At 49.7% G+C, this 24116-nt stretch carries 25 protein-coding genes; 6 read left to right on the plus strand and 19 right to left on the minus strand.

What is annotated here, in order from left to right; all coding sequences use genetic code 11:
* Positions 1-73: 73 nt before the first annotated feature.
* The 17 genes from KI809_RS10910 to KI809_RS10990 form a co-directional block, all read right to left on the minus strand.
* Complete coding sequence (locus tag KI809_RS10910) at positions 74-460, minus strand: PilZ domain-containing protein (protein ID WP_214171599.1); 387 nt, start codon at positions 458-460, stop codon at positions 74-76.
* Positions 460-1266 carry a sulfite exporter TauE/SafE family protein gene (locus tag KI809_RS10915; RefSeq protein WP_337833306.1) on the minus strand — a complete coding sequence of 269 codons (807 nt, stop codon included), beginning with the start codon at positions 1264-1266 and terminating at the stop codon, positions 460-462. Before KI809_RS10915 ends, KI809_RS10910 begins: the two co-directional genes overlap by 1 nt.
* Positions 1267-1277: 11 nt before the next feature.
* Positions 1278-1730, minus strand: a complete 453-nt coding sequence (locus KI809_RS10920) for a hypothetical protein (protein WP_214171600.1) — start codon at positions 1728-1730, stop codon at positions 1278-1280.
* A 74-nt stretch (positions 1731-1804) separates the two neighbouring features.
* Entirely contained in the window at positions 1805-3280 is a 1476-nt protein-coding gene (locus tag KI809_RS10925) for an NADH-quinone oxidoreductase subunit N (RefSeq protein ID WP_246559358.1), read from the minus strand.
* A gap of 35 nt (positions 3281-3315) precedes the next feature.
* Entirely contained in the window at positions 3316-4926 is a 1611-nt protein-coding gene (locus tag KI809_RS10930) for an NADH-quinone oxidoreductase subunit M (protein ID WP_214171601.1), read from the minus strand.
* Positions 4927-4965: 39 nt separating this feature from the next.
* On the minus strand, positions 4966-6957 hold the full coding sequence (nuoL, locus tag KI809_RS10935; protein WP_214171602.1) for an NADH-quinone oxidoreductase subunit L: 1992 nt from the start codon (positions 6955-6957) through the stop codon (positions 4966-4968).
* A gap of 45 nt (positions 6958-7002) precedes the next feature.
* The gene (gene nuoK / locus KI809_RS10940; RefSeq protein WP_041973574.1) at positions 7003-7305 is read right to left on the minus strand and encodes an NADH-quinone oxidoreductase subunit NuoK; all 303 of its coding nucleotides are present in this window, start codon (positions 7303-7305) and stop codon (positions 7003-7005) included.
* Between the two features lie 18 nt (positions 7306-7323).
* Positions 7324-7827 carry an NADH-quinone oxidoreductase subunit J gene (locus tag KI809_RS10945; protein ID WP_214171603.1) on the minus strand — a complete coding sequence of 168 codons (504 nt, stop codon included), beginning with the start codon at positions 7825-7827 and terminating at the stop codon, positions 7324-7326.
* Positions 7828-7837: 10 nt separating this feature from the next.
* The gene (nuoI, locus tag KI809_RS10950; protein WP_214171604.1) at positions 7838-8236 is read right to left on the minus strand and encodes an NADH-quinone oxidoreductase subunit NuoI; all 399 of its coding nucleotides are present in this window, start codon (positions 8234-8236) and stop codon (positions 7838-7840) included.
* Between the two features lie 31 nt (positions 8237-8267).
* On the minus strand, positions 8268-9305 hold the full coding sequence (nuoH, locus tag KI809_RS10955; protein ID WP_214171605.1) for an NADH-quinone oxidoreductase subunit NuoH: 1038 nt from the start codon (positions 9303-9305) through the stop codon (positions 8268-8270).
* A 49-nt stretch (positions 9306-9354) separates the two neighbouring features.
* On the minus strand, positions 9355-11844 hold the full coding sequence (locus KI809_RS10960) for a molybdopterin-dependent oxidoreductase (RefSeq protein WP_214171606.1): 2490 nt from the start codon (positions 11842-11844) through the stop codon (positions 9355-9357).
* Positions 11845-11886: 42 nt separating this feature from the next.
* Positions 11887-13668 carry an NADH-quinone oxidoreductase subunit NuoF gene (gene nuoF, locus KI809_RS10965; protein ID WP_214171607.1) on the minus strand — a complete coding sequence of 594 codons (1782 nt, stop codon included), beginning with the start codon at positions 13666-13668 and terminating at the stop codon, positions 11887-11889.
* A 36-nt stretch (positions 13669-13704) separates the two neighbouring features.
* Positions 13705-14229, minus strand: a complete 525-nt coding sequence (locus KI809_RS10970) for an NADH-quinone oxidoreductase subunit NuoE family protein (RefSeq protein WP_214171608.1) — start codon at positions 14227-14229, stop codon at positions 13705-13707.
* A gap of 24 nt (positions 14230-14253) precedes the next feature.
* On the minus strand, positions 14254-15426 hold the full coding sequence (gene nuoD, locus KI809_RS10975; RefSeq protein WP_214171609.1) for an NADH dehydrogenase (quinone) subunit D: 1173 nt from the start codon (positions 15424-15426) through the stop codon (positions 14254-14256).
* Positions 15427-15488: 62 nt separating this feature from the next.
* Positions 15489-15977, minus strand: coding sequence for an NADH-quinone oxidoreductase subunit C (locus tag KI809_RS10980; protein ID WP_214171610.1), 489 nt, complete (start codon positions 15975-15977; stop codon positions 15489-15491).
* A 31-nt stretch (positions 15978-16008) separates the two neighbouring features.
* Positions 16009-16521 (minus strand): NuoB/complex I 20 kDa subunit family protein, encoded by a 513-nt coding sequence (locus tag KI809_RS10985; RefSeq protein WP_214171611.1) that lies wholly within the window; start codon positions 16519-16521, stop codon positions 16009-16011.
* The gene (locus KI809_RS10990; RefSeq protein WP_214171612.1) at positions 16512-16868 is read right to left on the minus strand and encodes an NADH-quinone oxidoreductase subunit A; all 357 of its coding nucleotides are present in this window, start codon (positions 16866-16868) and stop codon (positions 16512-16514) included. Before KI809_RS10990 ends, KI809_RS10985 begins: the two co-directional genes overlap by 10 nt.
* A gap of 345 nt (positions 16869-17213) precedes the next feature.
* Between KI809_RS10990 and hemL the strand changes: the two genes are divergently transcribed.
* The 5 genes from hemL to atpE all read left to right on the plus strand — a co-directional run bounded on the left by hemL (position 17214) and on the right by atpE (position 20217).
* Positions 17214-18497 (plus strand): glutamate-1-semialdehyde 2,1-aminomutase, encoded by a 1284-nt coding sequence (gene hemL, locus KI809_RS10995; RefSeq protein ID WP_214171613.1) that lies wholly within the window; start codon positions 17214-17216, stop codon positions 18495-18497.
* A gap of 90 nt (positions 18498-18587) precedes the next feature.
* Positions 18588-18827, plus strand: coding sequence for an AtpZ/AtpI family protein (locus KI809_RS11000; RefSeq protein WP_214171614.1), 240 nt, complete (start codon positions 18588-18590; stop codon positions 18825-18827).
* The gene (locus KI809_RS11005) at positions 18805-19191 is read left to right on the plus strand and encodes an ATP synthase subunit I (RefSeq protein WP_214171615.1); all 387 of its coding nucleotides are present in this window, start codon (positions 18805-18807) and stop codon (positions 19189-19191) included. The genes KI809_RS11000 and KI809_RS11005 overlap by 23 nt, the downstream gene beginning before the upstream one ends.
* 4 nt (positions 19192-19195) lie before the next feature.
* The gene (gene atpB / locus KI809_RS11010; protein WP_214171616.1) at positions 19196-19885 is read left to right on the plus strand and encodes a F0F1 ATP synthase subunit A; all 690 of its coding nucleotides are present in this window, start codon (positions 19196-19198) and stop codon (positions 19883-19885) included.
* Positions 19886-19941: 56 nt separating this feature from the next.
* Complete coding sequence (gene atpE / locus KI809_RS11015; protein WP_214171617.1) at positions 19942-20217, plus strand: ATP synthase F0 subunit C; 276 nt, start codon at positions 19942-19944, stop codon at positions 20215-20217.
* 74 nt (positions 20218-20291) lie between these two features.
* Here the strand turns inward: atpE and KI809_RS11020 are convergent, their stop codons facing one another.
* Complete coding sequence (locus tag KI809_RS11020; protein ID WP_214171618.1) at positions 20292-21779, minus strand: leucyl aminopeptidase; 1488 nt, start codon at positions 21777-21779, stop codon at positions 20292-20294.
* A 135-nt stretch (positions 21780-21914) separates the two neighbouring features.
* On the opposite strand from KI809_RS11020, the gene KI809_RS11025 reads away from it, so the two are divergent.
* The gene (locus tag KI809_RS11025) at positions 21915-22628 is read left to right on the plus strand and encodes a phosphatase (protein WP_214171619.1); all 714 of its coding nucleotides are present in this window, start codon (positions 21915-21917) and stop codon (positions 22626-22628) included.
* 46 nt (positions 22629-22674) lie between these two features.
* Here the strand turns inward: KI809_RS11025 and KI809_RS11030 are convergent, their stop codons facing one another.
* On the minus strand, positions 22675-24084 hold the full coding sequence (locus KI809_RS11030) for a DegQ family serine endoprotease (RefSeq protein WP_246559359.1): 1410 nt from the start codon (positions 24082-24084) through the stop codon (positions 22675-22677).
* Positions 24085-24116: the final 32 nt, after the last annotated feature.

The following is a 24116-nucleotide window of genomic DNA, read 5'->3' on the forward strand; positions in this document are numbered from 1 at the left end:
TGGCAGGGTATCTCAATAATAATGCCTGTGATCGGCAATTATAGTAATCCCGTTGAATATTTCTGAGCTGTATTCAATCCAGTTGAAGAAAATTTCTAATCGTAGTTTTTGCCTCATCACCAAGATTTATAAACTCAACACCAAAACCTTCAGGCAATTGCTTCTGCACGTAATGCTTACCTGTGTTTAGCCAGACAACGCGAGCCGATGATTCAATGAGCGCAGGAAATTCATCCGAGATTACAAAGCAGAGGTCCAAGCAAGCTCCGCAAGTGACATCGCCTTCATATGCTACATACATCCCGTGCAATCCCAAGTTCCAGCAGGTGCCATAATCATTCAGATCTGCAAGCATAAATTGAACGTTAATTCGACAGTGAACTCGAACCTCTCGCCGATCCAGCAGCTGTTTATCTGACATATTTTCAATAATCGTTTCAACAGATCTATCCTCTGGCATTAAATAATCCCCCATATCAGCTTAATCGCAACGATAAGAAGAAATCCGGCAAATACCCTCTTCAGGCTCGGCACTGGAAGTCTGTGCGCCAAACGAGCACCAAAAGGAGCCGTAATATAACTTGCAAATGAAATCCAGGCCACTGCTGGAAGATAAACAAAGCCATACGAGAGTGACGGCAATTTAGCGATATGCATCCCGTTGATAATATAACCGACTGTACCAGCTAAGGCTATCGGGAATCCAATTGCGGCAGAAGTCCCTACCGCCTTATGGGCCGGGAGGTTGCACCAGATGAGAAATGGTACTGACATGCTGCCGCCACCAATGCCTACCAAGCTTGACAAACCGCCGATAATTCCTCCGGCCCCCAATAGACCTGCGGCACCAGGTATCCGGTAGTGGCTTTTCGGTCGGATATCCAGCAACATTTGCAGTGACACATACAAGAGAAACAGGACGAAAAATCCCTTCAAAAAATTAGATGACAGACTCGATGCACAATAAGAACCTATGAGTGTGCCAATTATTATCCCTGGAGACACCTTACCGACAATGGTCCAATTCACCGCAGAATGTTTGTGATGTGTGCTGATACTCGAAATAGACGTAAATATTATGGTTGCCAGAGATGTTCCTATGGCAAGATGCGCAATATACTGATCCGGCATATTCTGCGCTGCGAACATGTAGGTGAGCACCGGCACGATAATCAAGCCACCACCGACGCCAAGCATTCCAGCAAGAAAACCGGCGGTAACGCCAAGAGCCACATATTCAAGCATATGGATGGGTAACGCACTCAAACTGATCCCCTCTATGGCTTTATCAACCGTAAATCACCAGTAAACTGAATAAATTGCGGCAAAAGCACTTTATCCTGTGTAACAACTTCATAATATAGATCATAGTCAGCTGTGGACACACTGTCAGCATCAGACAAATCAACCATCATGCCAAACGGCAGTATGACATCAGGATGTACAAGCGATGGAATAAACTTAAAAATCGCATTCCCCAGCAACTTCCCATTTTCACCAGAAACCCTTACCCGTAGCTCAATATTCAGTTGATCATGCATACTGACGTTCCGCAATTGACCGGTCAATTGCAGTCGTTTTGAAGCGCTGAGCGCACTCTGCCAAGAGATGTCAACTTCTGGATTTGAGTAATGTCCCTTCTGAAATCCACAAGCGGCTGTCTTTGCTATTAAGAGTATCATAAAACATATTGAAATCACTGAAATGTGTTTAAGACGCCTAGTTTTCATTTTTACCTCCAATGCTAAAACAAGAAAGCCCCTCTGTATCCAGAGGGGCTTTCTTAAAATATTCATGAAGCTAGTTACATCAGCAATGCTTTTTGTGCCAAGTCAAGCAACGACCCTGGCAGGATCCCAGGAATAAGCACCCCGGCTACCGAGAGGAGCAGGCAAAGAGCAAGTGATGGTGAAACCTGCAGCCAGTCAAACTCCTCAGTGGGATCTTTCATATACATGAAAACCATAACTCTGAGGTAGTAATAAACCGAGGCAGCGCTATTCAGCACACCAATTATTGCCAGCCACACATATCCAGCCTGAATGGCACCAGAGAAGAGATAGAACTTACCGATAAAGCCAGCTGCCGGCGGAATACCCGCGAGAGAGAAGAGGAAAATCGACATACACATACCGAGAACAGGATGCTTGAAGCCAAATCCTGCATAATCCGAAACGTTGTTGTTGTCTTCACCTTTTCTGCCGACCAAAACTATGATTGCAAAGGCTCCGATGTTCATGAACGCATAGGAAAGCATATAGAAAAGTACGCCTGCAGTGCCTACGGCGTTGCCGGCAGTAAAACCAACCAGAACATATCCAGCATGAGCGATTGATGAATAGGCCAGCATCCGCTTGATATTGGTCTGGTAAAGAGCAGTGATGTTGCCGACCGTCATTGTAAGAACAGCAAGCACCCAAAGCAGTTCTGACCAATCAGCCTTCATTGCAGGGAAAGCAACAATGAACACTCGGAGGAAGGCTGCAAAGCCTGCGGCCTTAGGGCCGACAGACATAAATGCGGTCATCGGAGTCGGTGCGCCTTCATAAACATCAGGGGTCCACATATGAAACGGAGCGGCAGCAATCTTGAAGGAAAAGCCAACTGCCATCAGAAGCATACCGGCCAACAGCATTGGATTGGACAATACCATGCCATTTTGTGAAATATAAGATGCTATTGCAGCAACCCTGGTAGTTCCGGTAGCACCATAAGTCAATGCCATACCATAGAGCAGAAACCCTGTTGAGAATGCACCAAGAAGGAAATACTTGAGACCGGCCTCATTTGACTTGAGATTTGCGCGATTGAAGCCAGCAAGCACATAAAGTGATACTGACAGAACTTCAAGCCCAAGGAAAATCGTCATCAAATCCGTTCCGGAAGCCATCAGCATCATACCGACTGTGGCAAAAAGGATAAGCGGGTAGATTTCGCCCCAGTTGCACTCTTCACGCTTTAGGTACTGGTCCGTAATTAGAATGGTCAGAAACGCTGAGACAAGAAATGTCCCTTTGAAAAACAGCGCAAAATTGTCCTGAAGGACTGAATTATTAAAGCCGGACTGTGCGGTGCCCCAGCCACTAATTACCGTGACGAACGTGAGGATGATACCAGCCAGGCTGAGATATCCCAGGTATGCCTTCTGCTCACTTTTAATAAAAACATTCACGAGCAGCAAAGCCATGGCTATTACTGACAGGATGACCTCAGGCATGATTGCCGCAAAGTTAACACCTGCTGCAGCCGCAATATTGGCTGGGAACTGAAGCATATCCATTGAGTCATTACCTCCGGAACTTTATTACCGATTAATTACTTGGTTACTGGCATTGCCGGATGTCCAGCCGGCATTCCTTCATGGGCTGGATTGCCCATTGGCATGCCTGGATGGCCCATAGGCATTCCAGCAGGCATACCTTGCGGTGCAGGCGCCTGAACAACCTGCTGCTTCAACCTTGTGATCTGGATCATCTTGTCTATAGATGGAGTCATCTTATCAATGAACGGCTTCGGATAAAGACCCATGACAAAAATCATCACTACCAGCGGGACCATAATGGCAATTTCACGAGCATTAAGATCTTTGAGTTCTTTATTTTTAGGATTTTTCAGCTCGCCAAACATAACACGCTGGAACATCCAGAGCATATAAACTGCGGACAAAATAACACCGCTTGTAGCAATAATCGTATACCAACGCAGACTGCTCTCAAACGAACCAATGAGTACCAGGAACTCACCAACAAATCCGTTAGTACCTGGAAGGCCGATAGACGAGAAGGTGACGATCATAAAGATTGTCGCAAATATCGGCATCTGCTTAGAAAGCCCACCAAAGTCGGTAATAAGTCTGGTGTGTCGGCGTTCATAAATGAAGCCGACGATAAGGAACAGTGCGCCAGTGGAGATACCGTGATTGAGCATCTGCAGCATGCCTCCAGCAACACCCTGCTGGTTGAGCGCGAAGACACCAAGCATTACAAAGCCGAGATGGGCTACGGATGAATAGGCAACGAGCTTCTTGACATCTTCCTGCACCATGGCGACGAGAGAGGCATAGATGATACCGATAACTGAAAGAGTGGCAATCAGCGGAGTGAACTGCTCAGAGGCCTGCGGGAACAAAGGCATGGCAAACCGGACGTAACCGTAAGTACCCATTTTCAGCAGAATTGCAGCAAGTATCACAGAACCGGCAGTTGGTGCTTCGGTATGCGCATCTGGCAACCAAGTATGGAACGGGAACATCGGTACTTTAATAGCAAAGGCAAAAGCAAAGGCCAGAAACAACCAGGTCTGAGTTGCCATCGGCAGGTTAAGCCCATAGAAACGAAGAAGGTTGAAGTCGCCGGCACCAGCCTTGAAATACAGGACAATGAGAGCGACCAGCATGAGAAGTGAACCGGCCATGGTGTAGATAAAGAACTTAATGGTCGCATAGACCCGGTTCTTGCCACCCCAGATACCAATGATAAAGTACATCGGGATCAGCATCAGTTCCCAGAAGATGTAAAAGAGGAACATGTCAAGAGACACAAAGGCGCCGAGCATCCCAACTTCAAGAAGAAGCAGGAAAATCATATACTCTTTTACCTTTGTCTCGACGGCGGTCCAAGTTGACAGAACAGCAATCGGCATGATGAATGTGGTGAGAATGACCAGCCAGAGGCTGATGCCATCAATCCCGACATTGTAATTCATCTGAAACGGGCCAGCTGCTATCCAAGGATAGAATTCCTTGAATTGAAACTCCGCATTGGTCACAAAACCGGTCATTATCGGAATTGATACCAGGAAAGTTACGATCGTAGACGCAAGAGCTACGCCACGAAGTAAGCCATGACTGTCTTTTGGGATGAAAAACAGTAGTAGCACCCCGACTAGCGGAGAAAAGGTCATCAGGGTAATGATCATGTCGCTCATTGAATCAGCTCCTTTTGCACAATAGCTAAGTCAGGAATACTATCTGAAAACATAAACTGCAACGATAACAACGGCACCAAGCGTCATGCCGAGGGCGTAATTATGGGTATAGCCTGTCTGGAGGCCCCTAATACCGGCACTCAGCCCCATGACCACCTTGCCGACACCGTTGACAATACCGTCAACTATAAGCACGTCAAAGCCTTTCCAGAGGAAATTACCAAAGGACTTGCAAGGATTGACAAAGAGGAAGTCATAGATTTCATCCATGTACCACTTGTTGAACACAGCACGGTGCAGGGCCGGGAAGGTCGAGGTGAACTTACCGGGGAGCTTGTCGTTAGCCATGTACATAGTGAAGGCAATGCTGATACCGATGACGGCAATCACTACCGATACACCCATGAGGCCCCATTCAAGGGCATGTGTGTGATGTGCCCCGTGTGCATACTCTTTGCCGTACTCATTGGCCAGCTCAAAGACCGGGTCAAGCCAATGCTCAAAATAGTTGGGGAGCATTCCCATGAGTTTCGGCATACCGATATAACCACCAACCACTGCGAGCGTTCCGAGAACCATCAACGGAATAGTAATGACCAGTGGAGACTCGTGCAGATACTCCTTCGCTTTAGCATTGATTCTGCACTCACCGAAGAAGGTCATGAAAACTAGGCGGAACATGTAGAACGCCGTAAAGCAAGCGGCAATCGCGCCAATACCCCAGAGAACAATATTCAGACTGCCATGATAGGGATTGGCAAATGCCTGCCAGAGGATCTCATCCTTGGAGAAGAATCCGGAGAAACCTGGAATACCGGCAATCGCGATGGTTGAAACAAGGAAGGTGAGAAAGGTAATCGGCATTGCCGACTTGAGTCCACCCATGTTACGCATATCCTGAGCATCATCATGCGAATGGATCTTATGTAAAGCATGATGCATTGCGTGGATAACAGAACCGGAACCAAGAAAGAGGCAGGCCTTGAAAAACGCGTGAGTCATCAGGTGGAAAATACCTGCGCCAAATGCACCGACACCCATTGCCAGGAACATGAAGCCGAGCTGAGACACGGTTGAATATGCCAGAACTCGTTTGATATCGTTTTGTGCAGTACCGATAGTCGCGGCAAAGATTGCCGTTGCTGCCCCCACCACTGCTATTACCATCATTGCATCAGGGGACTTGATAAACACGAAACTCATTCTACCTATCATATACACGCCGGCAGTAACCATTGTTGCGGCATGGATGAGAGCGGAAACAGGGGTCGGACCTTCCATAGCATCAGGCAACCAGGTGTAGAGCGGTAGCTGGGCCGACTTGCCGGTTGCGCCAAGGAAGAAACAAAGTGCTGCAACGGTTACAACGCCACCATAGGGAAGCAGGTGGGATGCAGCCTTGATTTCCATAAAGTTGATTGTCCAAATGTTATGATTACTGCCGAACCACCAGTAGAGTGTAAAGAGGCCAATGAGGAAGCCGAAGTCACCAACCCTGTTCATGACAAACGCCTTCTTGGCGGCATCCCCGGCAGACTTCTTCTCAAAGTAATAGCCGATCAACAGGTATGAACAAAGGCCTACACCCTCCCAGCCAATGAACATGACCAGCATATTGCTGCCGAGAACAAGGAGAAGCATGGACATACAGAAGAGATTCAGGTACGCAAAGAAGCGGTAGAATCCTTCCTCACCGTGCATATAGCCAATGGAGTAAAGGTGAATCAGTGAGCCGACTCCGGTGACAACCATGATCATTACCGCGGAGAGCGGATCAATCAGGAATGCCATGTCAACCTTGAGGTTGCCACAGTGAATCCAGGGGAATACGACCTTCTCAAAAACTCGCTGCTCCGGAGGGAGTCCGATCAACTGCATCAAAATCCCACAAGACACCAGAAATGAGCAGAAAATCATCAGGGTGCCAATTCCACCAATTACAGCCTCATTCTTGATCTTCTTTCCAAAGAAGCCATTGATCAGGAAGCCGATCAGGGGGAACAGAGGTATGAGCCATACATTGTCAAACATTCCAGACTCCTTGAGTGAAATGATTCGTTGAGTTGCGCGGCCTGACTACCACTTCATCAGGTTGAGGTCCTCTACATCAATGGACTCTCGGTTCTTATAAAATGCGATCATCAGGGCAAGTCCTACAGCAGCCTCTGCCGCAGCAACAGTCATAACAAAGAACACAAAAATCTGACCGTCCATATTGCCCAGGTACTTAGAGAAGGCAATGAAAGTAAGGTTAACTGAATTGAGCATCAGTTCTACGCACATGAATATGACAATGGCATTACGGCGGATAAGGACACCGATGGCACCGATCGAAAATAGAATTGCGCTAAGGATTAAATAGCTGTGCAGTGAAAGCATCTCATCACCCCTGTAACGTTATATTTTCTTCTTTGAGAGAATCACCGCACCTATGATTGCAACAAGGAGCAGTATGGAAGTAATTTCAAATGGCAACAAGAAATCTGTGAACATTGAACGGGCAATCAGTTCGGTGTGGCCGACCTTGTTAACAACATCAGTGGTTACCAGACCGCGTACCCCAGTCAATGTGCTGTTATTCAAGAAACTGAATGTTGTAATCAGCAGTAGTACCCCAGCAACCGTGCCGATTATGCCGGCGTGGGTATAACGCTTACCTGCTTCAGAACGAATATTCAGGAGCATGATAACGAAGACAATAAGAACCATGATTGCGCCTGCGTATACCAGCACCTGTATGGCCGCCATAAAAGGAGCGTCAAGAGTGACATACAGTGTTGCTATGCAGAAAAATGTCAGGATGAGCGACAGAGCACTGTTTATCGGGTTCCGACATGTCACGACCATGATACCGGAGAGGACAGTTACGACTGCCACAAGGGTAAAGAAGATGGTTTCCATTGCTGCTCCTTTATTTCTTTTCTAACAAGGCTTGCTTGGTGAAAATAAAGTCTTCCCTTTTGTAATTCGCAAGTTCAAAAGTCTGCGTCATCTTGAGGGCATCAACCGGGCATGCCTCAACGCAGTAGCCACAAAAGATGCAACGCAACATGTCGATTTCGTAAACAGCGGCATATTTGTCATGATTTGCATCCTCTCCGGCCTCTACGGTTATGCATTTGGCAGGGCAAACCGTCGGGCAGAGATAGCACGCAACGCACTTGGCGTTGTTGTGCGAAACCTTCAGGGCGTGAAGGCCGCGAAAGTTGGGAGCAACATTGGGTCGCTCATCCGGGTACTGCAGCGTAACCGGTTTCATAAACATATGCTTCAGGGTAATCTTGAGTCCATTAATCAACGGCATTATCATGGCGGATATCCTCTTCCGTTAAATTAAGCTGTTATCGGTAAATCAAGCCTGTAACCACGATATTGAGCAGGGTCAGGGGCAGGAAGACCTTCCATCCCAAACGCATGAGCTGATCATAGCGGTATCTAGGGTAAGTAGCGCGAATCCACATGCATACAAAGATCAGGAAGTAAACCTTGGCAATAAACCAGGCCCAGCCGGGCAGGAATGCGGGACCATGCCAGCCACCGAGAAACAGGGTGGTAGTAACAGCACATACAGTTACCATGTTTGCATATTCTGCCATGAAGAACATCGCATACTTCATGCTCGAATATTCAGTACAGAATCCCGAGACCAGTTCTGTTTCTGCCTCTGGAAGGTCAAAAGGTGTCCTGTTGATTTCAGCCAGAGAGCAGATGAAAAAGAGAATGAAAGCCAGCGGTTGCTTGAAGACATACCAGCCAAATCCAGCCTGATCTGCGACAATCTTCTGTAGCGATAACGACTCGGACATCATGAATACAGAGATAATGGCGAGACCAGCTGCCAGCTCATAAGAGATCATCTGTGCTGAAGAACGGAGACCGCCGAGCAGAGAATACTTGCTATTTGATGCCCAACCTGCGAGCACTATGCCGTAGACACCGACTGAGGCAAGAGCAAGGATGTAGAGGACACCGACATTAAGATCAACAATTTTATTAGACCCCTGATCCCAGAAGGCAGCAATCTGCAGCGGGATCTTGTAGCCCATGACCTCGATAGTGTCTCCAAAGGGAATTACTGCAAACCCAATAAAAGCTGGAATCAACGCGATGACTGGTGCCAGCAGAAACGCAAATTTATCTGCCTGTGATGGAATAATCTCTTCCTTGAAGAAAAGCTTTACCCCATCCGCTATAGGTTGCAGTAATCCGTGCCATCCAGTACGCATCGGTCCAAGACGTACCTGCATGTGTCCGATGATCTTACGCTCGGCATAAGTTGCATACGCCACAGTGAGCAGTACGAATACGAAGACCACGAGTACCTTCACAACCATGGCTATGTAGTAGATCATTGGCAGTCCAAACAGTTCGAATCCCATGAGTGCCTCTTCCCCTTCTCGCTAGTGTAAAAAACTGACGGATTCTATATTATTTGCCAACCGTAACCCAAGTGACGGCGCTTCCAGTGGTCACGGTGTTTATTGAAGCATTGGCAAAGTGATACGGTGCGAATACGACCCCTTGCGGGAGTCTGGAACCAACTTTGGCCTTAAGGCGAAGTTCACCAGTAGCTGACTTGACCAGAACTTCTTCGCCATCTTTCACGGTAAGTGCTTTTGCATCTTCCCGGTTGAGTTCAAGGAAGGCTTCCGGACAAACCAGCATCGGGCCTTCCCCATATACAGACAGGGTTCCGGAATGGTTGAGTGCGCTGCCTGTTACCAAGGCTAACTTACCTGGTTCTGCTGCAGGCACTGTGCTAGCAACCGTCACAAAAGACGACTTGCCGCTAACTGGACGGACAATACCGTTATCACCAAGCCCATCCAGAGACAAACCTGCATACCCGGGAACTGTTGCGACAATCTCCTGGAATGCGGAGTTAACGTCCGAAAACGCCGGTGTACCAGCAAGCGCAGCGTAAAGATCATTAAGTACCTGGAAATCAGAACGTGAAGAACCAACTGCTGGGATCGCACGATTAAGGCGTTGCACGGCACCGAGCGCACTGGTGTAAGAGCCGTCTTTCTCGGCAAATGAGCAGACCGGCAGGACAACATCAGCCTTGGCAGCTGTCTCGGTCAGGAAAAGATCCTGCACCACCAAAAATTCGAGTTTACCAAGAGCGTCTTCCACCTGCTTGCGGTTCGGATAAGACACGACCGGGTTTTCCCCAGCTATAAACAGAGTTTTGACAGAACCTGCGGCACATCCGGCAATTATTGCCTGTGCTCCCTTGCCGCCGGATGTCGGATGAATCGACAAATCCGCTGCGCCCTGGCTGTTGTTCTTCTCGCCGAGGATGAGTGCACCGCACCCCTCTTTACCAACCTTGCCGGTCAAAAGAGCCAGGTTGATCAGTGCCTGTGCCAGTTCTTTGCCATGGCCAGGATACCCGAGCCCAGTAGGCAAAAGAATAAGAGACTTTTCAGCTTTGGCATAATCTGTTGCCAATGACTTGATTTCTTCTGCCTGTAGTCCGCACTGTGCAGCGACTTGATCGATGGCAACTGACTCTAGGCTTGCCTTCCAAGCAGCAAAACCGTTGATGAGCTCTACTGCTGCCGCATCTTGCAGATTTTCATCAATGATTACCTTGGCTATGGCGTTTACCAACGCCAACTCCGTGCCTGGCTTGTGAACATAGGTTGTCGCATCAGGAAGCCTGGACAGCTTGCCCTTTTTGTCGGATATGATCCGCAGATCAACACCTTGACGTTTAACAGCGAGATTTATCTCAAAACCGACAACCGGATGGGTATCATAGGCATCAGTCTTGATTACCAGCAACAGGTTAGTTTTTTGAATGTCCGCGACTACAGAAGGTGATGACGGATAGCCGAGGCTTTCCTTTGCTCCTGCGGTAAGGGCACTGTGGGCATAACCCGCAGAATGGTCGATATTGTCACAGCCGAGCTGGTCCTTGAAAAGCTTCCTGAAAGCAAGGAGCTCTTCGTTGGTAAGGCGTGGCGTTACCAAGGCAGCCAAGGTATCAGGACTCGACTTAGCCTCTTTGAGTCGGCTGGAGACAACAGCTAATGCCTCGTCCCAGGATGCCGGCTGCAGAGCACCGTTCTTCTTCACCAGCGGGGTTGTAAGCCTTTTCTCACTGTTGACGAACTGATACCCCCACCGACCGCGGGTACAGAGCTGGCCGTTATGGAATCCCTGATTTTCGTCATAGACTGTAGTAAGGACTTTGTTGTCCTTAACACCAAGGGTCAGCTGACAGCCGGTTCCACAGTAGCCGCAAACAGTCTTGACTTTATTCAGTGCCCACCAGCGAGCCTTGAACTTGAATGGCCTGGAGATCAAGGCGCCGACAGGGCAGACAGACACACAGGAACCACAGAATTCGCAGTTCAGGGGACCATCAAACTCAGTGCCGATTTTTGCCTCGATACCTCTGTTAATAAAGGAGTAGGCACCGAAGCATACAATCTCATCACAAATCCTGGCGCACTTGCCACAGTGCACACAGCGATTCATGTCACGTTCTATCAGTGGGTTTTCGTAATCGATTTTCCAGTTGAATTTCTCATCTGTAAATCGATTGGCATTCACCTGATATTCATAGGTAAGGTTTTGGAGATCGCAGTCACCAGCGGCATCACATACCGGACAATCAATCGGATGCTTCAGAAGAAGGAGTTCAAGAACCATCTTCCTTGCCTTGATGATCTCATCCGTCGATGTCCTGACTATCATCCCTTCAGTCACCGGAGTGGTGCATGCCGGGATCTGACGCCCCTTCATCTGCTCAACCTCAACAAGACACATCCGGCATCCACCGAACGGCTGAAGCTTCTTGTCGTGGCATATGATAGGTATACGGATGCCTGCTGCCTTAGCTGCATCGTATATTGTGGCATCCTTTGATACCGTAACCTGCTTGTCATCGATTGTAAGAGTTACCATCTCGACCTCTATCTCCCCGGATGTCTGACTTACAGCTCGCTGCTATTCTATGGCCATGAAACGGCAGGCATCGTAGCACGACTTGCACTTAGTGCATTTTTCCTTGTCGAGGAACGCAATCTGCCCTTTCTCCCAGACAATTGCGTCAACCGGACATGCCTTAAGACAGGCACCGCATTTCACGCATTTCTCTGCTACAACCTGCCACAGGAGCAGCTCCTTACAGCAGTTTGACGGACAACGTTTGGCATTAATATGGGCTTCATACTCATCGCGGAAGTATTTAATGGTGGACAGAATCGGGTTTGGCGCTGTCTGTCCAAGGCCGCAGAGCGAAGCCTTCTTAATGGTGGTTCCCATCTCCAGAAGGGTTTCGATGTCTGACGGCTCGCCACGACCTTCGGTGATCTTTTCAAGAATATCGAGCATCGCCTTCAGACCAATACGGCACGGCACACACTTTCCGCAAGACTCATCACGCGTGAAGTTAAGGAAGAATCTGGCCACGTCGACCATACACGTGGTCTCATCCATAACAACGAGACCGCCGGAGCCCATCATTGCTCCGGCCTTGATCAATGAGTCATAGTCAACCGGAGTATCAAGGATCTCGGCAGGGATACAGCCGCCGGAAGGACCACCAGCCTGTACCGCCTTGAATTTCCTGTTATTGGCGATTCCGCCGCAAACATTGTAGATAACATCACGGACCGTCATCCCGGCAGGTACTTCAACAAGGCCGGTATGCTTTACTTTGCCGGTTACTGCGAAGATCTTGGTCCCTTTTGTGGTTTCAGTCCCTAAAGAGGCGTACCATTCGGCACCCCTGAGAATGATATGCCTTACGTTGGCAAATGTTTCTACGTTGTTGATATTAGTCGGCTTTGCCCAAAGACCTTTGACCGCTGGAAATGGTGGTCGTGGCCGCGGCATCCCGCGTTCGCCTTCTATGGAAGCCATCAGCGCTGTTTCTTCACCGCAGACAAAGGCGCCGGCACCCTTCTTGATCCTCAGATCAAAATCAAAGCCAAGACCCATGACGTTCTTGCCGAGGTAATTCTTCTCGTAGCAGACATCTATTGCCATCTGCAAACGCTCAATGGCCAGCGGGTATTCAGCCCTTACATACACATAACCGGCAACGGCTCCGATTGCATAACCGGCGATCATCATCCCTTCGATGATGCAGTATGGGTCCCCCTCAAGAATTGAGCGGTCCATGAATGCGCCCGGATCACCTTCGTCAGCGTTGCAAATTATATATTTGAGTTTACCGGGAGAAGCCGCGCAGAAGGACCATTTCATCCCGGTGGGGAACCCCCCGCCTCCACGCCCTCTGAGTCCCGATTTCTTTACTTCATCAGTAACCGAAGCCGGATTCATCTCCTTGACGCACTTCTCTATAGCTTTGAAACCGTCTTCTTCAAGGTAAGCATCAAGGCTTTCCGGATTTATCTGTCCGCAGCCGGTCATTACGATTCGCATCTGCTGATCGACGAAGGTGTTGTAGTACGGTTTGGCCTTACGCTTTTCAAGGGTCGTTTTGTTAACTATGTGCTCGTTAACAATATTTTCGACCTCTTCCGGCTTGACAAAATCGTATGTTACCCGCCCCTGCTCTTCGGTGATAATATCTACAAGCACATCATTGGCGCAGAGGCCACGACAGCCGGTTTTTATTACATCACACCGCTTGCCGACAATGGCATCAACACCCTTTTCGGCTATCACCCGGGTGAACTCGGCCTCAACTTCCTTGGCCCCCATTGAGACGCCACCAGTACCCTGGCAAATCAGAATTTTTATCGCAGCGTTTTCGCTCATGACTGAATTGTCCCTTACCGAATAGTATCGAGCTACTTACTTTTTCATTGGTCTCTGATTGTAGTCCGCGATGATTTCATCAACCTTCTGGACTGTCATCGAACCGTAAGTCGAGTCATTAACCATTGCCAGTGGGGCCATACCACACGCGCCCAGACAGGCAACCTTCTCAAAGGTGTAACGAAGATCAGGGGTCGTTTCCGCATGACCAATCCCGAGCTTGTCGAAAAAGGTCTCTACAATGCGAGGCGCTCCCTGAACATGACATGCCGTTCCTACACAAACCCTGATTATATAACGGCCGCGCGGCTTGAGGTGAAACTGTGCGTAAAACGTGAGAACACCGAATATCTGGCTTGGATAAACATTGAGCCTCTCTGCAACAAGATCGATAGTCGGCCGTGGCACATACCCATACTCGTCCTGGATCCCCTGAAGCACAGGCATCAGGTTCCCGTGGAGAGTCAGATACTTGTCAATGACAGCATTAGCCGGTCCGAGATCTATCTCTTCGGCAGGTGCTTCTGTTGTTTCCGTTACTTCGGCAGGAGCATTGCTCATTACTCCATCTCCTTAAAGTTGACGTTACCGGTCGATTTCACCGAGCACGATATCAAGCGTTCCAATTACCGCAACAAGGTCAGCGATCATCGCACCCTTGGCCATCTTCTCGATAGCTCCGAGGTTGCAGAATGACGGTGGGCGAATCCTCATGCGATATGGCTTGGTACCGCCATCACTCACGATATAATAGCCAAGCTCACCTTTCGGCGCCTCTACACCCTGATAAACTTCGCCTTCCGGAACCGGGAAACCTTCGCTGGCGATCTTGAAGTGATGAATAAGACCCTCAATGGTGTTGTAGACATTTTCCTTGGGCGGATAGCAAACCTGCGGATCATCTGCCAATACCGGTCCGGGCTTGAGAGAATCAAGCGCCTGCCTGACAATCTTGACTGACTCTCGCATCTCAATCAGACGCACCTTGTAGCGATCAAAGGTGTCGCATTTTTCACCGACCGGAACAGTAAACTTGTACTTCTCGTAGCCGCTGTACGGATTGTCGCGACGGAGATCCCAATCCACGCCTGAGCCGCGAAGCGCAGGTCCGGTGATACCGTAATCGATGGCATCTTCGGCCGAAATAACCCCGTTGCCAATAGTACGGTTGGTCCAGATCGTGTTCTTGGTCAACAGCCCCTCATAGGTATCGAAATGCCCGGGGAAGGTATCTAATATTTCGCGAACATCCTTCTCAAAGCCGTCATAGACGTCGGATGAAAGGCCGCCCACCCTGAAATAGTTACTGGTCATCCTTGCGCCGGAAATCTTCTCATACAGACTCATGATCATCTCGCGCTCACGGAAGGCGTAGATGAAGACGGTCATGGCGCCAATGTCGAGGGCATGACATGCAATCCACACCAAGTGAGATTTGAGACGCGTCAATTCGGCCATGATGACCCGAATGGTCTGGGCGCGCTCGGGAATCTCTATTCCGAGGAGCTTCTCAACCGCCAGCACATAACCGAGGTTATTGCTCATTGGGGCAAGGTAATCGAGACGGTCAGTAAGAGGGATCGTCTGATGATAGGTCCTATGCTCCGAAAGCTTCTCCACCCCACGGTGCAGATAGCCGATATGAGGTGTAATCTTTTGAATGATCTCGCCGTCCAGTTCGATGACAAGCCGCAAAACCCCGTGAGTACTCGGGTGCTGCGGTCCCATGTTTACTGTCATTACCTCTTTATTAGCCATTGCTCGCCTCTGTATCTATCTAAATAGCTTGATTAACTATCTACTTCAGAAGAAATCAGTCCTTACGAAAGCCTGCCTTTATAAGGCTCGCGGTCAGGCCCCTGCAATGGATAGTCCTTACGGAGCGGGTGACCTACCCAGTCATCTGTCATCAGGATTCTTCGAAGATCTGGATGGTTTGTGAAGGTGATACCCATCAGGTCATACACTTCACGCTCAAGGAAGATCGCAGATTTCCAGATTCCGGATACTGAATCTATGGTGCAATCATTTTCAGGAACCGGCGCCTTGACCCGCAGACGATCCTTATTGGGGATCGAGTAGAGGTTGTACACCGCCATGAACCTTGTATCCTGCTTGCCCAGATAATCGACAGCAGTAACATCTGTGCAGAGGTTGTACCGGAGCGAATCCTTGAGGAAACTGCAGACCTCCAGGATACTCTCACGCGTTACGGTAACTGTGACCTCGCCGCGGAATTCCTTGACATCAAGGACGGAACCAGCAAACTTTTCTTTCAGCTTTATTACTGCGCGATTATTTTCAGCCATAACCGTTCGTTCCCCTTAATTAGAAAGTTGGCTACGCCGCCGACTCAATACGCTCACCGAGACCGATTGTCGAGCCGAAAGAGTTCTTCTCCTTCATGATCTTGTCCTGGAGCTTCATCAATCCGTAAAGAAGTGCTTCCGGCCGAGGCGGACAACCCGGAATATAAACATCAACCGGAAGTGCCTTATCAATCCCCTGCACAACACTGTATGTATCGAAAACTCCGCCGGAGCAGGCACAGGCACCCATTGCAACCACCCATTTTGGTTCAGGCATCTGCTCATAAACAGTCTGAATTACCGGCAGCATCTTTTTCGTTACCGTTCCCGCAATGATAATACAGTCAGACTGGCGGGGCGACGCGCGAAAGATAATTCCGAAACGGTCGAGGTCATTATGGGACGCACCGGTTGCCATCATCTCAATGGCGCAGCAGGCAAGGCCGAAGGTCATCGGCCAGATGGAGGACTTCCTCGCCCAGTTGACGAGGCCATCCAGGGACGTTGTAATGAAGTTGTCTCCCAACGGCTGATCTACTCCCATTCCAGTGCTCCTTTTTTCCAGACATATATGTAGCCGACAAAGAGAATAACGATAAACACCGCCATCTCCATCACGCCAAACATCCCCAACTTCTTATATACAATTGCCCAGGGATATAAAAACACCGCTTCAATATCAAACAAGATGAACAGCATTGCGATAATATAGAACTTTACCGAGAAACGCTCTCGTGCGGTTCCGACCGGCTCGCAACCACACTCATAAGGAGCCAGTTTGACAGCTGAGGATTTCTTCTGGCCTATCAGCGACGACAGGCACAGCGAAGCAAAACCAAAGACTGCCGCGATAATGACCAGCAGGATAATAGGCAGGTATGCACCTAACATATGCAGCTTCCTCCACTCTGGTATAATCCTGACTTATCCCGTCAGTGACGAAACTATCAGGATGTTCTTAAAACTATGTAATTTATCAATGGAATTTAAAGATCAGCGCCAAGCGTAAAAGCATACTGTATACACTTGACCGAACGGGAACTTATTTCATTTCTCAACTGGTGTCAAGAAAAAAAAACTCTAATTATCTATCTTCTCCAACCTTTCTTTTCCCGCATAAACAGCTCGTCTTGCGACCGGTTAAAACCTGTCAACTTAACACCTTGACACCAATCTTCCATATATGTTAACAACATCTCGATTTACCTGTGGAAATCTCATATGCGAGGTACGCAAATGCAAAACAGCCGTTCTGCTCAACTTTTTAAACAGGCCCAGGCAGTCATTCCGGGCGGCGTCAACAGTCCGGTCCGGGCATTCAGGTCTGTCGGCTCAGAGCCACTCTTCATCAAGACCGCTTCTGGCTGTAACATTACCGACGAAGACGGCAACTCTTTTATAGATTATGTTGGCTCATGGGGGCCTATGATTCTCGGCCATTGCCATCCCCAGGTCATTGCAGCTGTCAAAACTGCCATGGAAAGAGGCTGCAGCTTCGGGGCGCCAACCGAACTTGAGGTCACGCTTGCTGAAATGGTGATAAAGGCCGTACCTTCTGTTGAAATGGTCCGCATGGTAAGCTCCGGCACCGAAGCGACAATGAGCGCAATCCGCCTGGCCAGAGGCTACACAAACCGTGACAAGATCCTGAAGTTTTCCGGATGCTACCACGGGCACTCCGATGCTCTTCTGGTCAAAGCCGGCTCCGGTGCCGCAACTTTTGGAGTTCCCGACTCTCCCGGTGTGCCGACTGACTTTGCCAAGCACACCCTGACCGCCCGCTTCAACGATCTCGACTCTGTCCGCAAACTGGTTTCTGAAAACAAAGATCAGATCGCCTGCATCATTGTTGAGCCGATCGCCGGCAACATGGGAACCGTACCTCCGCGCGAGGGTTTTCTTGAAGGGCTGCGCCAGCTCTGCACCAACGAAGGGATAGTTCTTATCTTCGACGAGGTAATGAGCGGCTTCAGGGTCGCCTATGGTGGGGCTCAAGAGGTATACGGAGTTACTCCCGACATGACCACTCTCGGCAAAATTATCGGCGGTGGTCTGCCGGTAGGGGCTTTTGGTGGCAAGAAGGAGATAATGTCCCTTCTTTCCCCTTCTGGCGGAGTTTACCAGGCCGGCACCTTATCCGGCAACCCGCTGGCAATGACTGCCGGCATCGAAACGCTAAAACTACTCCAGCGCCCCGGCTTTTACCAGGAACTTGAGGAAAAGAGCGCTTACGTGGCAGGCGGGATTGCCAAAGCAGCCAAGGATGCAGGATTCCCGATCTACTCGACACGCGTCGGCAGCATGTTCTGCGCTTTCTTTACAAAAGGCGAGGTACAGGACTGGGACAGCGCTGCACAATGCGATACAACAGCCTTTGCCAAGTATTTCCGCCTGATGCTCGAAGAAGGCGTCTACCTGGCGCCATCACAATTCGAGACCGCCTTTGTCTCCATCGCCCACTCACAGGACGATCTCGACCGGACCATCGCAGCTGCGGCAAAAAGCTTCAAGGCTCTGTAGCCCCGAAGTGGCAATAACCAGACAGAAACTATTGACAGGCCTGCCGCATTATGCTAAACAGCCTTGTTTTTGCTTTAGGCCAAGATTAACATGACTAGTGAAAAAAAAGACCTCTTCCGGGCACTCGGGCTGGTCTCAAGCATGGGGATCTCAGTCGTTGTAGCAATAGCGATCGGGGTCTGGTGCGGGCTTAAACTTGATGAGTGGCTGGGAACAGCTCCTTGGTTCTTTTACATCTTTCTTTTTTTCGGGATCGCTGCTGGTTTCCGCAACATTTATATAATAACCAGCAGGGAGATTCATAGAAATGGGAACGGCACGGATAAATGACGACAACCTGATAACCGTGCTGGTGATCGGCTGCGCCTGTCTCGTGGTGATAATGTCGATCACGGGCTGGTTGATGGGTTCCGGCAGATTCGCCATAGGGATTGCAACCGGCGGATGCCTTGCCCTACTGAATTTTTTCTGGTTACGGGTTGCACTGCAGAAGATATTGCAAATGCCTGCAGGTCAGGCAACAAGATCGGCAAACGTACGATATATTCTTCGCCTTTCCGCTCTAGGATTCATCCTCTGGGCGCTGATCGTGAAGGCGCAGATAAGCATCCCCGGCCTGCTGGTCGGACTTTCGGTACTGGTTATAGGTATCGTGTTAATGACAATATACAGACTACTCCACTTGGGAGGTTAATTTCATGGTTCACCCTTTACTATTCCTGCAATTTTTCAGAGAACTTCTGGCACCGCTGCACATTTCTGCCGGCTCTGCAGACGCGATCGCCTATACCTGGCTGATCATGATACTTCTTCTGATAGTATCCAAACTCGCAACAAGCAACATCAAGAGCGTTCCCAGTGGGCTTCAGAACTTCATGGAAGTGGTTGTCGGCGGCATCGAGAACATGCTTATTGAAACCATGGGGGAGCACGGCAAGCCCTTCTTTCCTCTGATCGCTACCTTGGCCATATTCATTCTGGTTTCAAACCTGATCGGCCTGGTCCCCGGGTTTTTCCCGCCAACGGCCAACATCAACACCACTGCCGCCTGTGCAGTTATTGTTTTTGTAATGACCCATGTAGTGGGGATCAAGCACCATGGGGCCGCCTATGTGAAGCATTTCATGGGGCCGATTATCTGGCTTGCACCGATGATGTTCTTCATCGAAGTTATCGGGCACCTCTCCAGAGTCGTATCACTGACGCTACGTCTGTTCGGCAACATGAACGGCCACGAGCTCGTTCTGATGATTTTCTTCGGACTGGCACCGTTCATCGTACCGATGCCGATGATGCTGATGGGCGTTCTGGTCTCTTTCATCCAGGCATTCGTATTCATGCTGCTGGCAATGATCTATATTCAAGGATCACTTGAGCACGCTCACTAATATTTTTCGCATCCTATACAATTTAGGATAAAAAAACCCTAGAGGAGGTAGTACAAATGAGCTTTTTCACCATGTGCGTTCTGGCCGCCGGTATCGGTATGGCACTCGGAACAGTAGGAACAGGCATCGGCCAGGGTATGGCTGTTAGCCGCGCAGTAGAAGGCGTTTCCCGTAACCCCGGCGCTTCCGGCAAGATCCTCACCACCATGATGATCGGTCTCGCCATGATCGAGTCACTCGCAATCTACGCATTGGTTGTCTGTCTGATCATCCTCTACGCGAACCCTTACAAAGAGATCGCAACCAAACTGGCAGAAACCGTAGCTAAGTAATTCCGTCTCTTAGAGACAAAAGGGTGTGTCAATAACTGACACACCCTTTTTTTATGCCAAGTGACTGATCCGGTCTACCCGGCAATCCCTCGCAGATAGTCCACCAACAACCTTACCCCAACGCCGGTAGCCCCTTTTGGCAGATAATGCTTCCCTTTCTCCTCCCACGCCGTACCGGCAATATCCAAGTGCACCCATTTCGACTTCCCCACATACTGACTCAGAAACCAGGCAGCGGTTACTGTCCCGGCATAGGGGCCTCCGGCGTTTTTCATATCCGCAATGTCGCTCTTCATTGCTTCGCCATATTCATCCCAGAGAGGCAGTTCCCAGAGGCGTTCACCAGTTGTTTCCCCAGCCTTGGCCAGCGCTTTTTTCAACCCGGAATCATTGCCCATCATTCCGGAAGCCTCTGTCCCAAGGGCAACCAAGCAAGCGCCAGTAAGAGTTGCAAGGTCGATAAGTCCTGCCGGCCTGTATTTCTGCGCATAATGAAGGGCATCACAAAGGACCATTCTCCCTTCGGCATCGGTATTGTTTATTTCCACCGTCTTGCCTGACATGGTCTTAACTACATCTCCCGGCTTGTATGACCGACCATCCGGCATGTTTTCCGCCGCAGGCACCAGCCCCACCAAATTCACCGGAAGCTTCAAGGCGGCAACTGCCTGCAGAGTCGCAATAACTGCTGCGGCACCAGCCATGTCATCCTTCATACGCTCCATCCCCTCGCGAGGCTTCAGGGAGATCCCGCCCGAATCAAAGGTAATGCCTTTGCCGACGATGACAATCGGTCGTTGAGCCTTGGCCCCGCCGTTGTACTCCATAATTATGAAACGAGGGGGATTTACCGACCCTTTACCGACAAACAGCAGGCCGTTCATCCCAAGGTGCTCAATCTCTTCACTATCAAGAACATGGCAATGCAAGCCATACCTGGCAGATATCGCGATTGCCTGTTTAGCCAAGTAATCCGGGATTGCGTGATTCCCGGGCTGCGACACCAGATCACGCGCTAGGCAAACGGCCTCGCTGACGGCACAGCTTTCTGTTACAACATGACGAATGTCTTTCAGTTCTTTCTTTGAGCTAACGAGCAACTGCAATTCAGAAAGATCCGGTCGTTCACGAGGTGTTGTACGATAGCTATCAAAGGAATATGCCCCCAGAATCGCCCCTTCGACAGTTGCCGCTACCGCTGATCGATTGCCGTTAGAGCTTTGATGCAAGACGGTTGCACAACTCGGCACACCCAGAACCTTTAATGCCCTGGAAGCGGTTCCTGCCGCTTGCCTGAGCCTCTCATCCGTCAGCTCCTTTTTCTTGCCCAATCCCACCAGCAGCACTCGTTCAGCAGCTAGCTGCCCCAAGGAATGCAATTCCTTCACAGAATTCAGCTTCCCGGTGAACTCTTGCTGTTGACGGAGAGAGGTAAGCAATCCGTGCAGCGCTTTATCCAGCATGAGACTTAGGTCATCTCCAAGGCCATCCTCAAAGCAGCCGACAATCAGTGCCGGAGTCGCAAAATCCAACGGGTCACCAGATACTACGTTAACATGCATCTTCTACCTCCATAGCATTTTGTTCAGACATCCTGTGGTTCATATCAGTTCTAAATATTGTAACCCCAGGTGACGCGATCGCAAGCAGAGCTGCCTTCCTTGACATTATGCACAGTAATGTGAAATAGTTCTCTCATGAAAATAATCGCTGATATGCATACACATACCATATCATCGGGGCATGCCTACTCTACAGTCAATGAGCTGGCAGCATCCGCAGCAGAAAAAGGCCTGCAGGCATTTGCCATAACCGATCATGGGCCAGCCATGCCTGGTGGACCTCATATCTACCACTTTGGTGCGATGAGGTTTATCCCGCCTGAGATCCGAGGAGTCAGGGTATTTGTCGGCTGCGAAGCAAATATTGTCAACATTGACGGTCGGGTCGATCTACCAGAGGATTATCTTGGCAGGCTAGAGTTCGTAATGGCAGGTTTTCACGAATTTTGTGGTTTCGACTCTCAAGGGACAGCCCTGAATACCAAGGCACTGGTAAATGCTATGCGCAACCCAGCTATTCAAGCTATTTCGCACCCGGGTAACCCGGCGTTCCCGGTCGACTACGAGATCATAGCCCGTGAAGCGGCAATAACCGGGACAGCACTGGAGATAAACAACTCATCCTTCAATATCAGCAGATGCGGTAGCCGGCCTAATTGTGAAAAGCTTGCCCAGGAGATCAAACGGTTCAACACACCGGTAGTAGTAGGCAGTGACGCCCATATCTCCCAGAATGTCGGAGAGTTCGGCTCAGCACTTGAAGTAATTCTGAAGGCAGGGATTGCAGAGGCGCAGGTGATAAACTCATCCCTTGCAAAACTTATGGCATTTTTGGGATTGCCAGATTGAGGTGTCAGGCAAGGCCGCCAACAGTGGCAGCCTTGCCTGACGGGATTTACTGATCGATTTTCATCGCGATTATTAGCGCCGTGTCACCGCGCCGGATGCGAAAGCGGAGATAGCCCCCCTTAGACGGCTGTTTGACAGTTTTCTCATAATCCTGAACAGTGTGAATTTTTGCATCGTTTATCTCCAGCAGAATGTCACCGCGCATTATACCTGCTTCATCAGCAATGCCTCCAGGCTTGACATCAGAGACAACAACCCCCTTTGCGTCTTTAAGCCTCAGAGAATTGGCAAGATCTCTCGTCAGCTCCTGTACTGAAAGCCCGAGCTTGTCTTGTGCTACCGCGCCGGAGGCTGCAGTATCGCTGCCATCATCCTTTCTGCGCTCCAGAGTAACCGCTACCGACTGCTCACTGCCATCGCGGAAAAGTTTCAGCGAAACCGTTTTCCCCGGTGGGGTAGCTGCCACAGTCCGGGAAAGATCGTTCGGATCACGAACCGGCTTACCGTCAAACTCCGTAATGATGTCGCCACTCTTCAATCCTGCCTTCTCTGCCGGGGTGTCCTTGATAATATCGGCAACCAGGGCCCCCTTTTCTCCGGTCAGCCCATAAGACTTGGCGATTTCCGGAGTAACTCCTTGAGTCTGAACCCCAAGCCACCCTCGTGTTACTGCACCTTTATCCTTAAGCTGCGGCAGGATTGCTTTAGCCATGTTTACCGGTATGGCAAACCCGATGCCTTGACCTCCGGCAATAATTGCAGTGTTGATACCAACAACCTCACCTCTGGCGTTGAACAGCGGTCCACCCGAGTTGCCAGGGTTAATTGAGGCGTCGGTCTGGATGAAGTCATCATACGGACCACTGCCGATCACCCGCCCCTTTGCGCTGACGATGCCGACAGTGACGGTCTCGGAAAGGCCAAAGGGGTTGCCGATCGCCATCACCCACTCCCCAATTTCAATAGAGTCGCTCTCGCCAAGTTCTGCCGAAGGAAGATCTTTTTCCGCGCTGATCTTTATCAATGCAAGGTCGAGTTTCTGGTCACGCCCCTTGATCTCGGCCTTGTATTCCTTGCCATTGTTGAGCTTTACCTTGATTTCATCGGCGCCATCAACGACATGGTTGTTGGTCAGAATGAGACCATCTTTGCTAATTATAAAACCGGAGCCGAGACTCCTTTGCTTTTGCTGGCGTTGGGGGGCCTCATCAAAAAACCGGTCGAAGAAATCGTCGAACGGGCTGGAACCAAAGGGGCTGCTGAAAGGTCTGCCCAGGCGACGCTGAGCAGCAACGGATTTTGCGGTGCTGATATTAACTACCGATGGCGTCAACCGCTTGGCTAATTCAACAAAATCAGGATTGGTGAATTTTGCCGTCGCATTGGGCACAGGCAAAACTACTGTCAAGGCAGCTGCAAGGGACAAAGTTACCATTGCGAAGAATAGTCGTGACATATCTACCTCCGGAAGCTGAATTGGACATTAAT

The sequence above is a fragment of the Geoanaerobacter pelophilus genome (assembly GCF_018476885.1).
GTDB lineage: Bacteria > Desulfobacterota > Desulfuromonadia > Geobacterales > DSM-12255 > Geoanaerobacter > Geoanaerobacter pelophilus.

What these genes read in the sequence shown, in the direction of transcription:
- KI809_RS10910 (WP_214171599.1), bottom strand. Translation starts at nt 460, where the DNA reads ATGCCAGAGGATAGATCTGTTGAAACGATTATTGAAAATATGTCAGAT.
- KI809_RS10920 (WP_214171600.1), bottom strand. Translation starts at nt 1,730, where the DNA reads ATGAAAACTAGGCGTCTTAAACACATTTCAGTGATTTCAATATGTTTT.
- KI809_RS10925 (WP_246559358.1), bottom strand. Translation starts at nt 3,280, where the DNA reads ATGGATATGCTTCAGTTCCCAGCCAATATTGCGGCTGCAGCAGGTGTT.
- KI809_RS10930 (WP_214171601.1), bottom strand. Translation starts at nt 4,926, where the DNA reads ATGAGCGACATGATCATTACCCTGATGACCTTTTCTCCGCTAGTCGGG.
- nuoL (WP_214171602.1), bottom strand. Translation starts at nt 6,957, where the DNA reads ATGTTTGACAATGTATGGCTCATACCTCTGTTCCCCCTGATCGGCTTC.
- nuoK (WP_041973574.1), bottom strand. Translation starts at nt 7,305, where the DNA reads ATGCTTTCACTGCACAGCTATTTAATCCTTAGCGCAATTCTATTTTCG.
- KI809_RS10945 (WP_214171603.1), bottom strand. Translation starts at nt 7,827, where the DNA reads ATGGAAACCATCTTCTTTACCCTTGTGGCAGTCGTAACTGTCCTCTCC.
- nuoI (WP_214171604.1), bottom strand. Translation starts at nt 8,236, where the DNA reads ATGATAATGCCGTTGATTAATGGACTCAAGATTACCCTGAAGCATATG.
- nuoH (WP_214171605.1), bottom strand. Translation starts at nt 9,305, where the DNA reads ATGGGATTCGAACTGTTTGGACTGCCAATGATCTACTACATAGCCATG.
- KI809_RS10960 (WP_214171606.1), bottom strand. Translation starts at nt 11,844, where the DNA reads ATGGTAACTCTTACAATCGATGACAAGCAGGTTACGGTATCAAAGGAT.
- nuoF (WP_214171607.1), bottom strand. Translation starts at nt 13,668, where the DNA reads ATGAGCGAAAACGCTGCGATAAAAATTCTGATTTGCCAGGGTACTGGT.
- KI809_RS10970 (WP_214171608.1), bottom strand. Translation starts at nt 14,229, where the DNA reads ATGAGCAATGCTCCTGCCGAAGTAACGGAAACAACAGAAGCACCTGCC.
- nuoD (WP_214171609.1), bottom strand. Translation starts at nt 15,426, where the DNA reads ATGGCTAATAAAGAGGTAATGACAGTAAACATGGGACCGCAGCACCCG.
- KI809_RS10980 (WP_214171610.1), bottom strand. Translation starts at nt 15,977, where the DNA reads ATGGCTGAAAATAATCGCGCAGTAATAAAGCTGAAAGAAAAGTTTGCT.
- KI809_RS10985 (WP_214171611.1), bottom strand. Translation starts at nt 16,521, where the DNA reads ATGGGAGTAGATCAGCCGTTGGGAGACAACTTCATTACAACGTCCCTG.
- KI809_RS10990 (WP_214171612.1), bottom strand. Translation starts at nt 16,868, where the DNA reads ATGTTAGGTGCATACCTGCCTATTATCCTGCTGGTCATTATCGCGGCA.
- hemL (WP_214171613.1), top strand. Translation starts at nt 17,214, where the DNA reads ATGCAAAACAGCCGTTCTGCTCAACTTTTTAAACAGGCCCAGGCAGTC.
- KI809_RS11000 (WP_214171614.1), top strand. Translation starts at nt 18,588, where the DNA reads ATGACTAGTGAAAAAAAAGACCTCTTCCGGGCACTCGGGCTGGTCTCA.
- KI809_RS11005 (WP_214171615.1), top strand. Translation starts at nt 18,805, where the DNA reads ATGGGAACGGCACGGATAAATGACGACAACCTGATAACCGTGCTGGTG.
- atpB (WP_214171616.1), top strand. Translation starts at nt 19,196, where the DNA reads ATGGTTCACCCTTTACTATTCCTGCAATTTTTCAGAGAACTTCTGGCA.
- atpE (WP_214171617.1), top strand. Translation starts at nt 19,942, where the DNA reads ATGAGCTTTTTCACCATGTGCGTTCTGGCCGCCGGTATCGGTATGGCA.
- KI809_RS11020 (WP_214171618.1), bottom strand. Translation starts at nt 21,779, where the DNA reads ATGCATGTTAACGTAGTATCTGGTGACCCGTTGGATTTTGCGACTCCG.
- KI809_RS11025 (WP_214171619.1), top strand. Translation starts at nt 21,915, where the DNA reads ATGAAAATAATCGCTGATATGCATACACATACCATATCATCGGGGCAT.
- KI809_RS11030 (WP_246559359.1), bottom strand. Translation starts at nt 24,084, where the DNA reads ATGTCACGACTATTCTTCGCAATGGTAACTTTGTCCCTTGCAGCTGCC.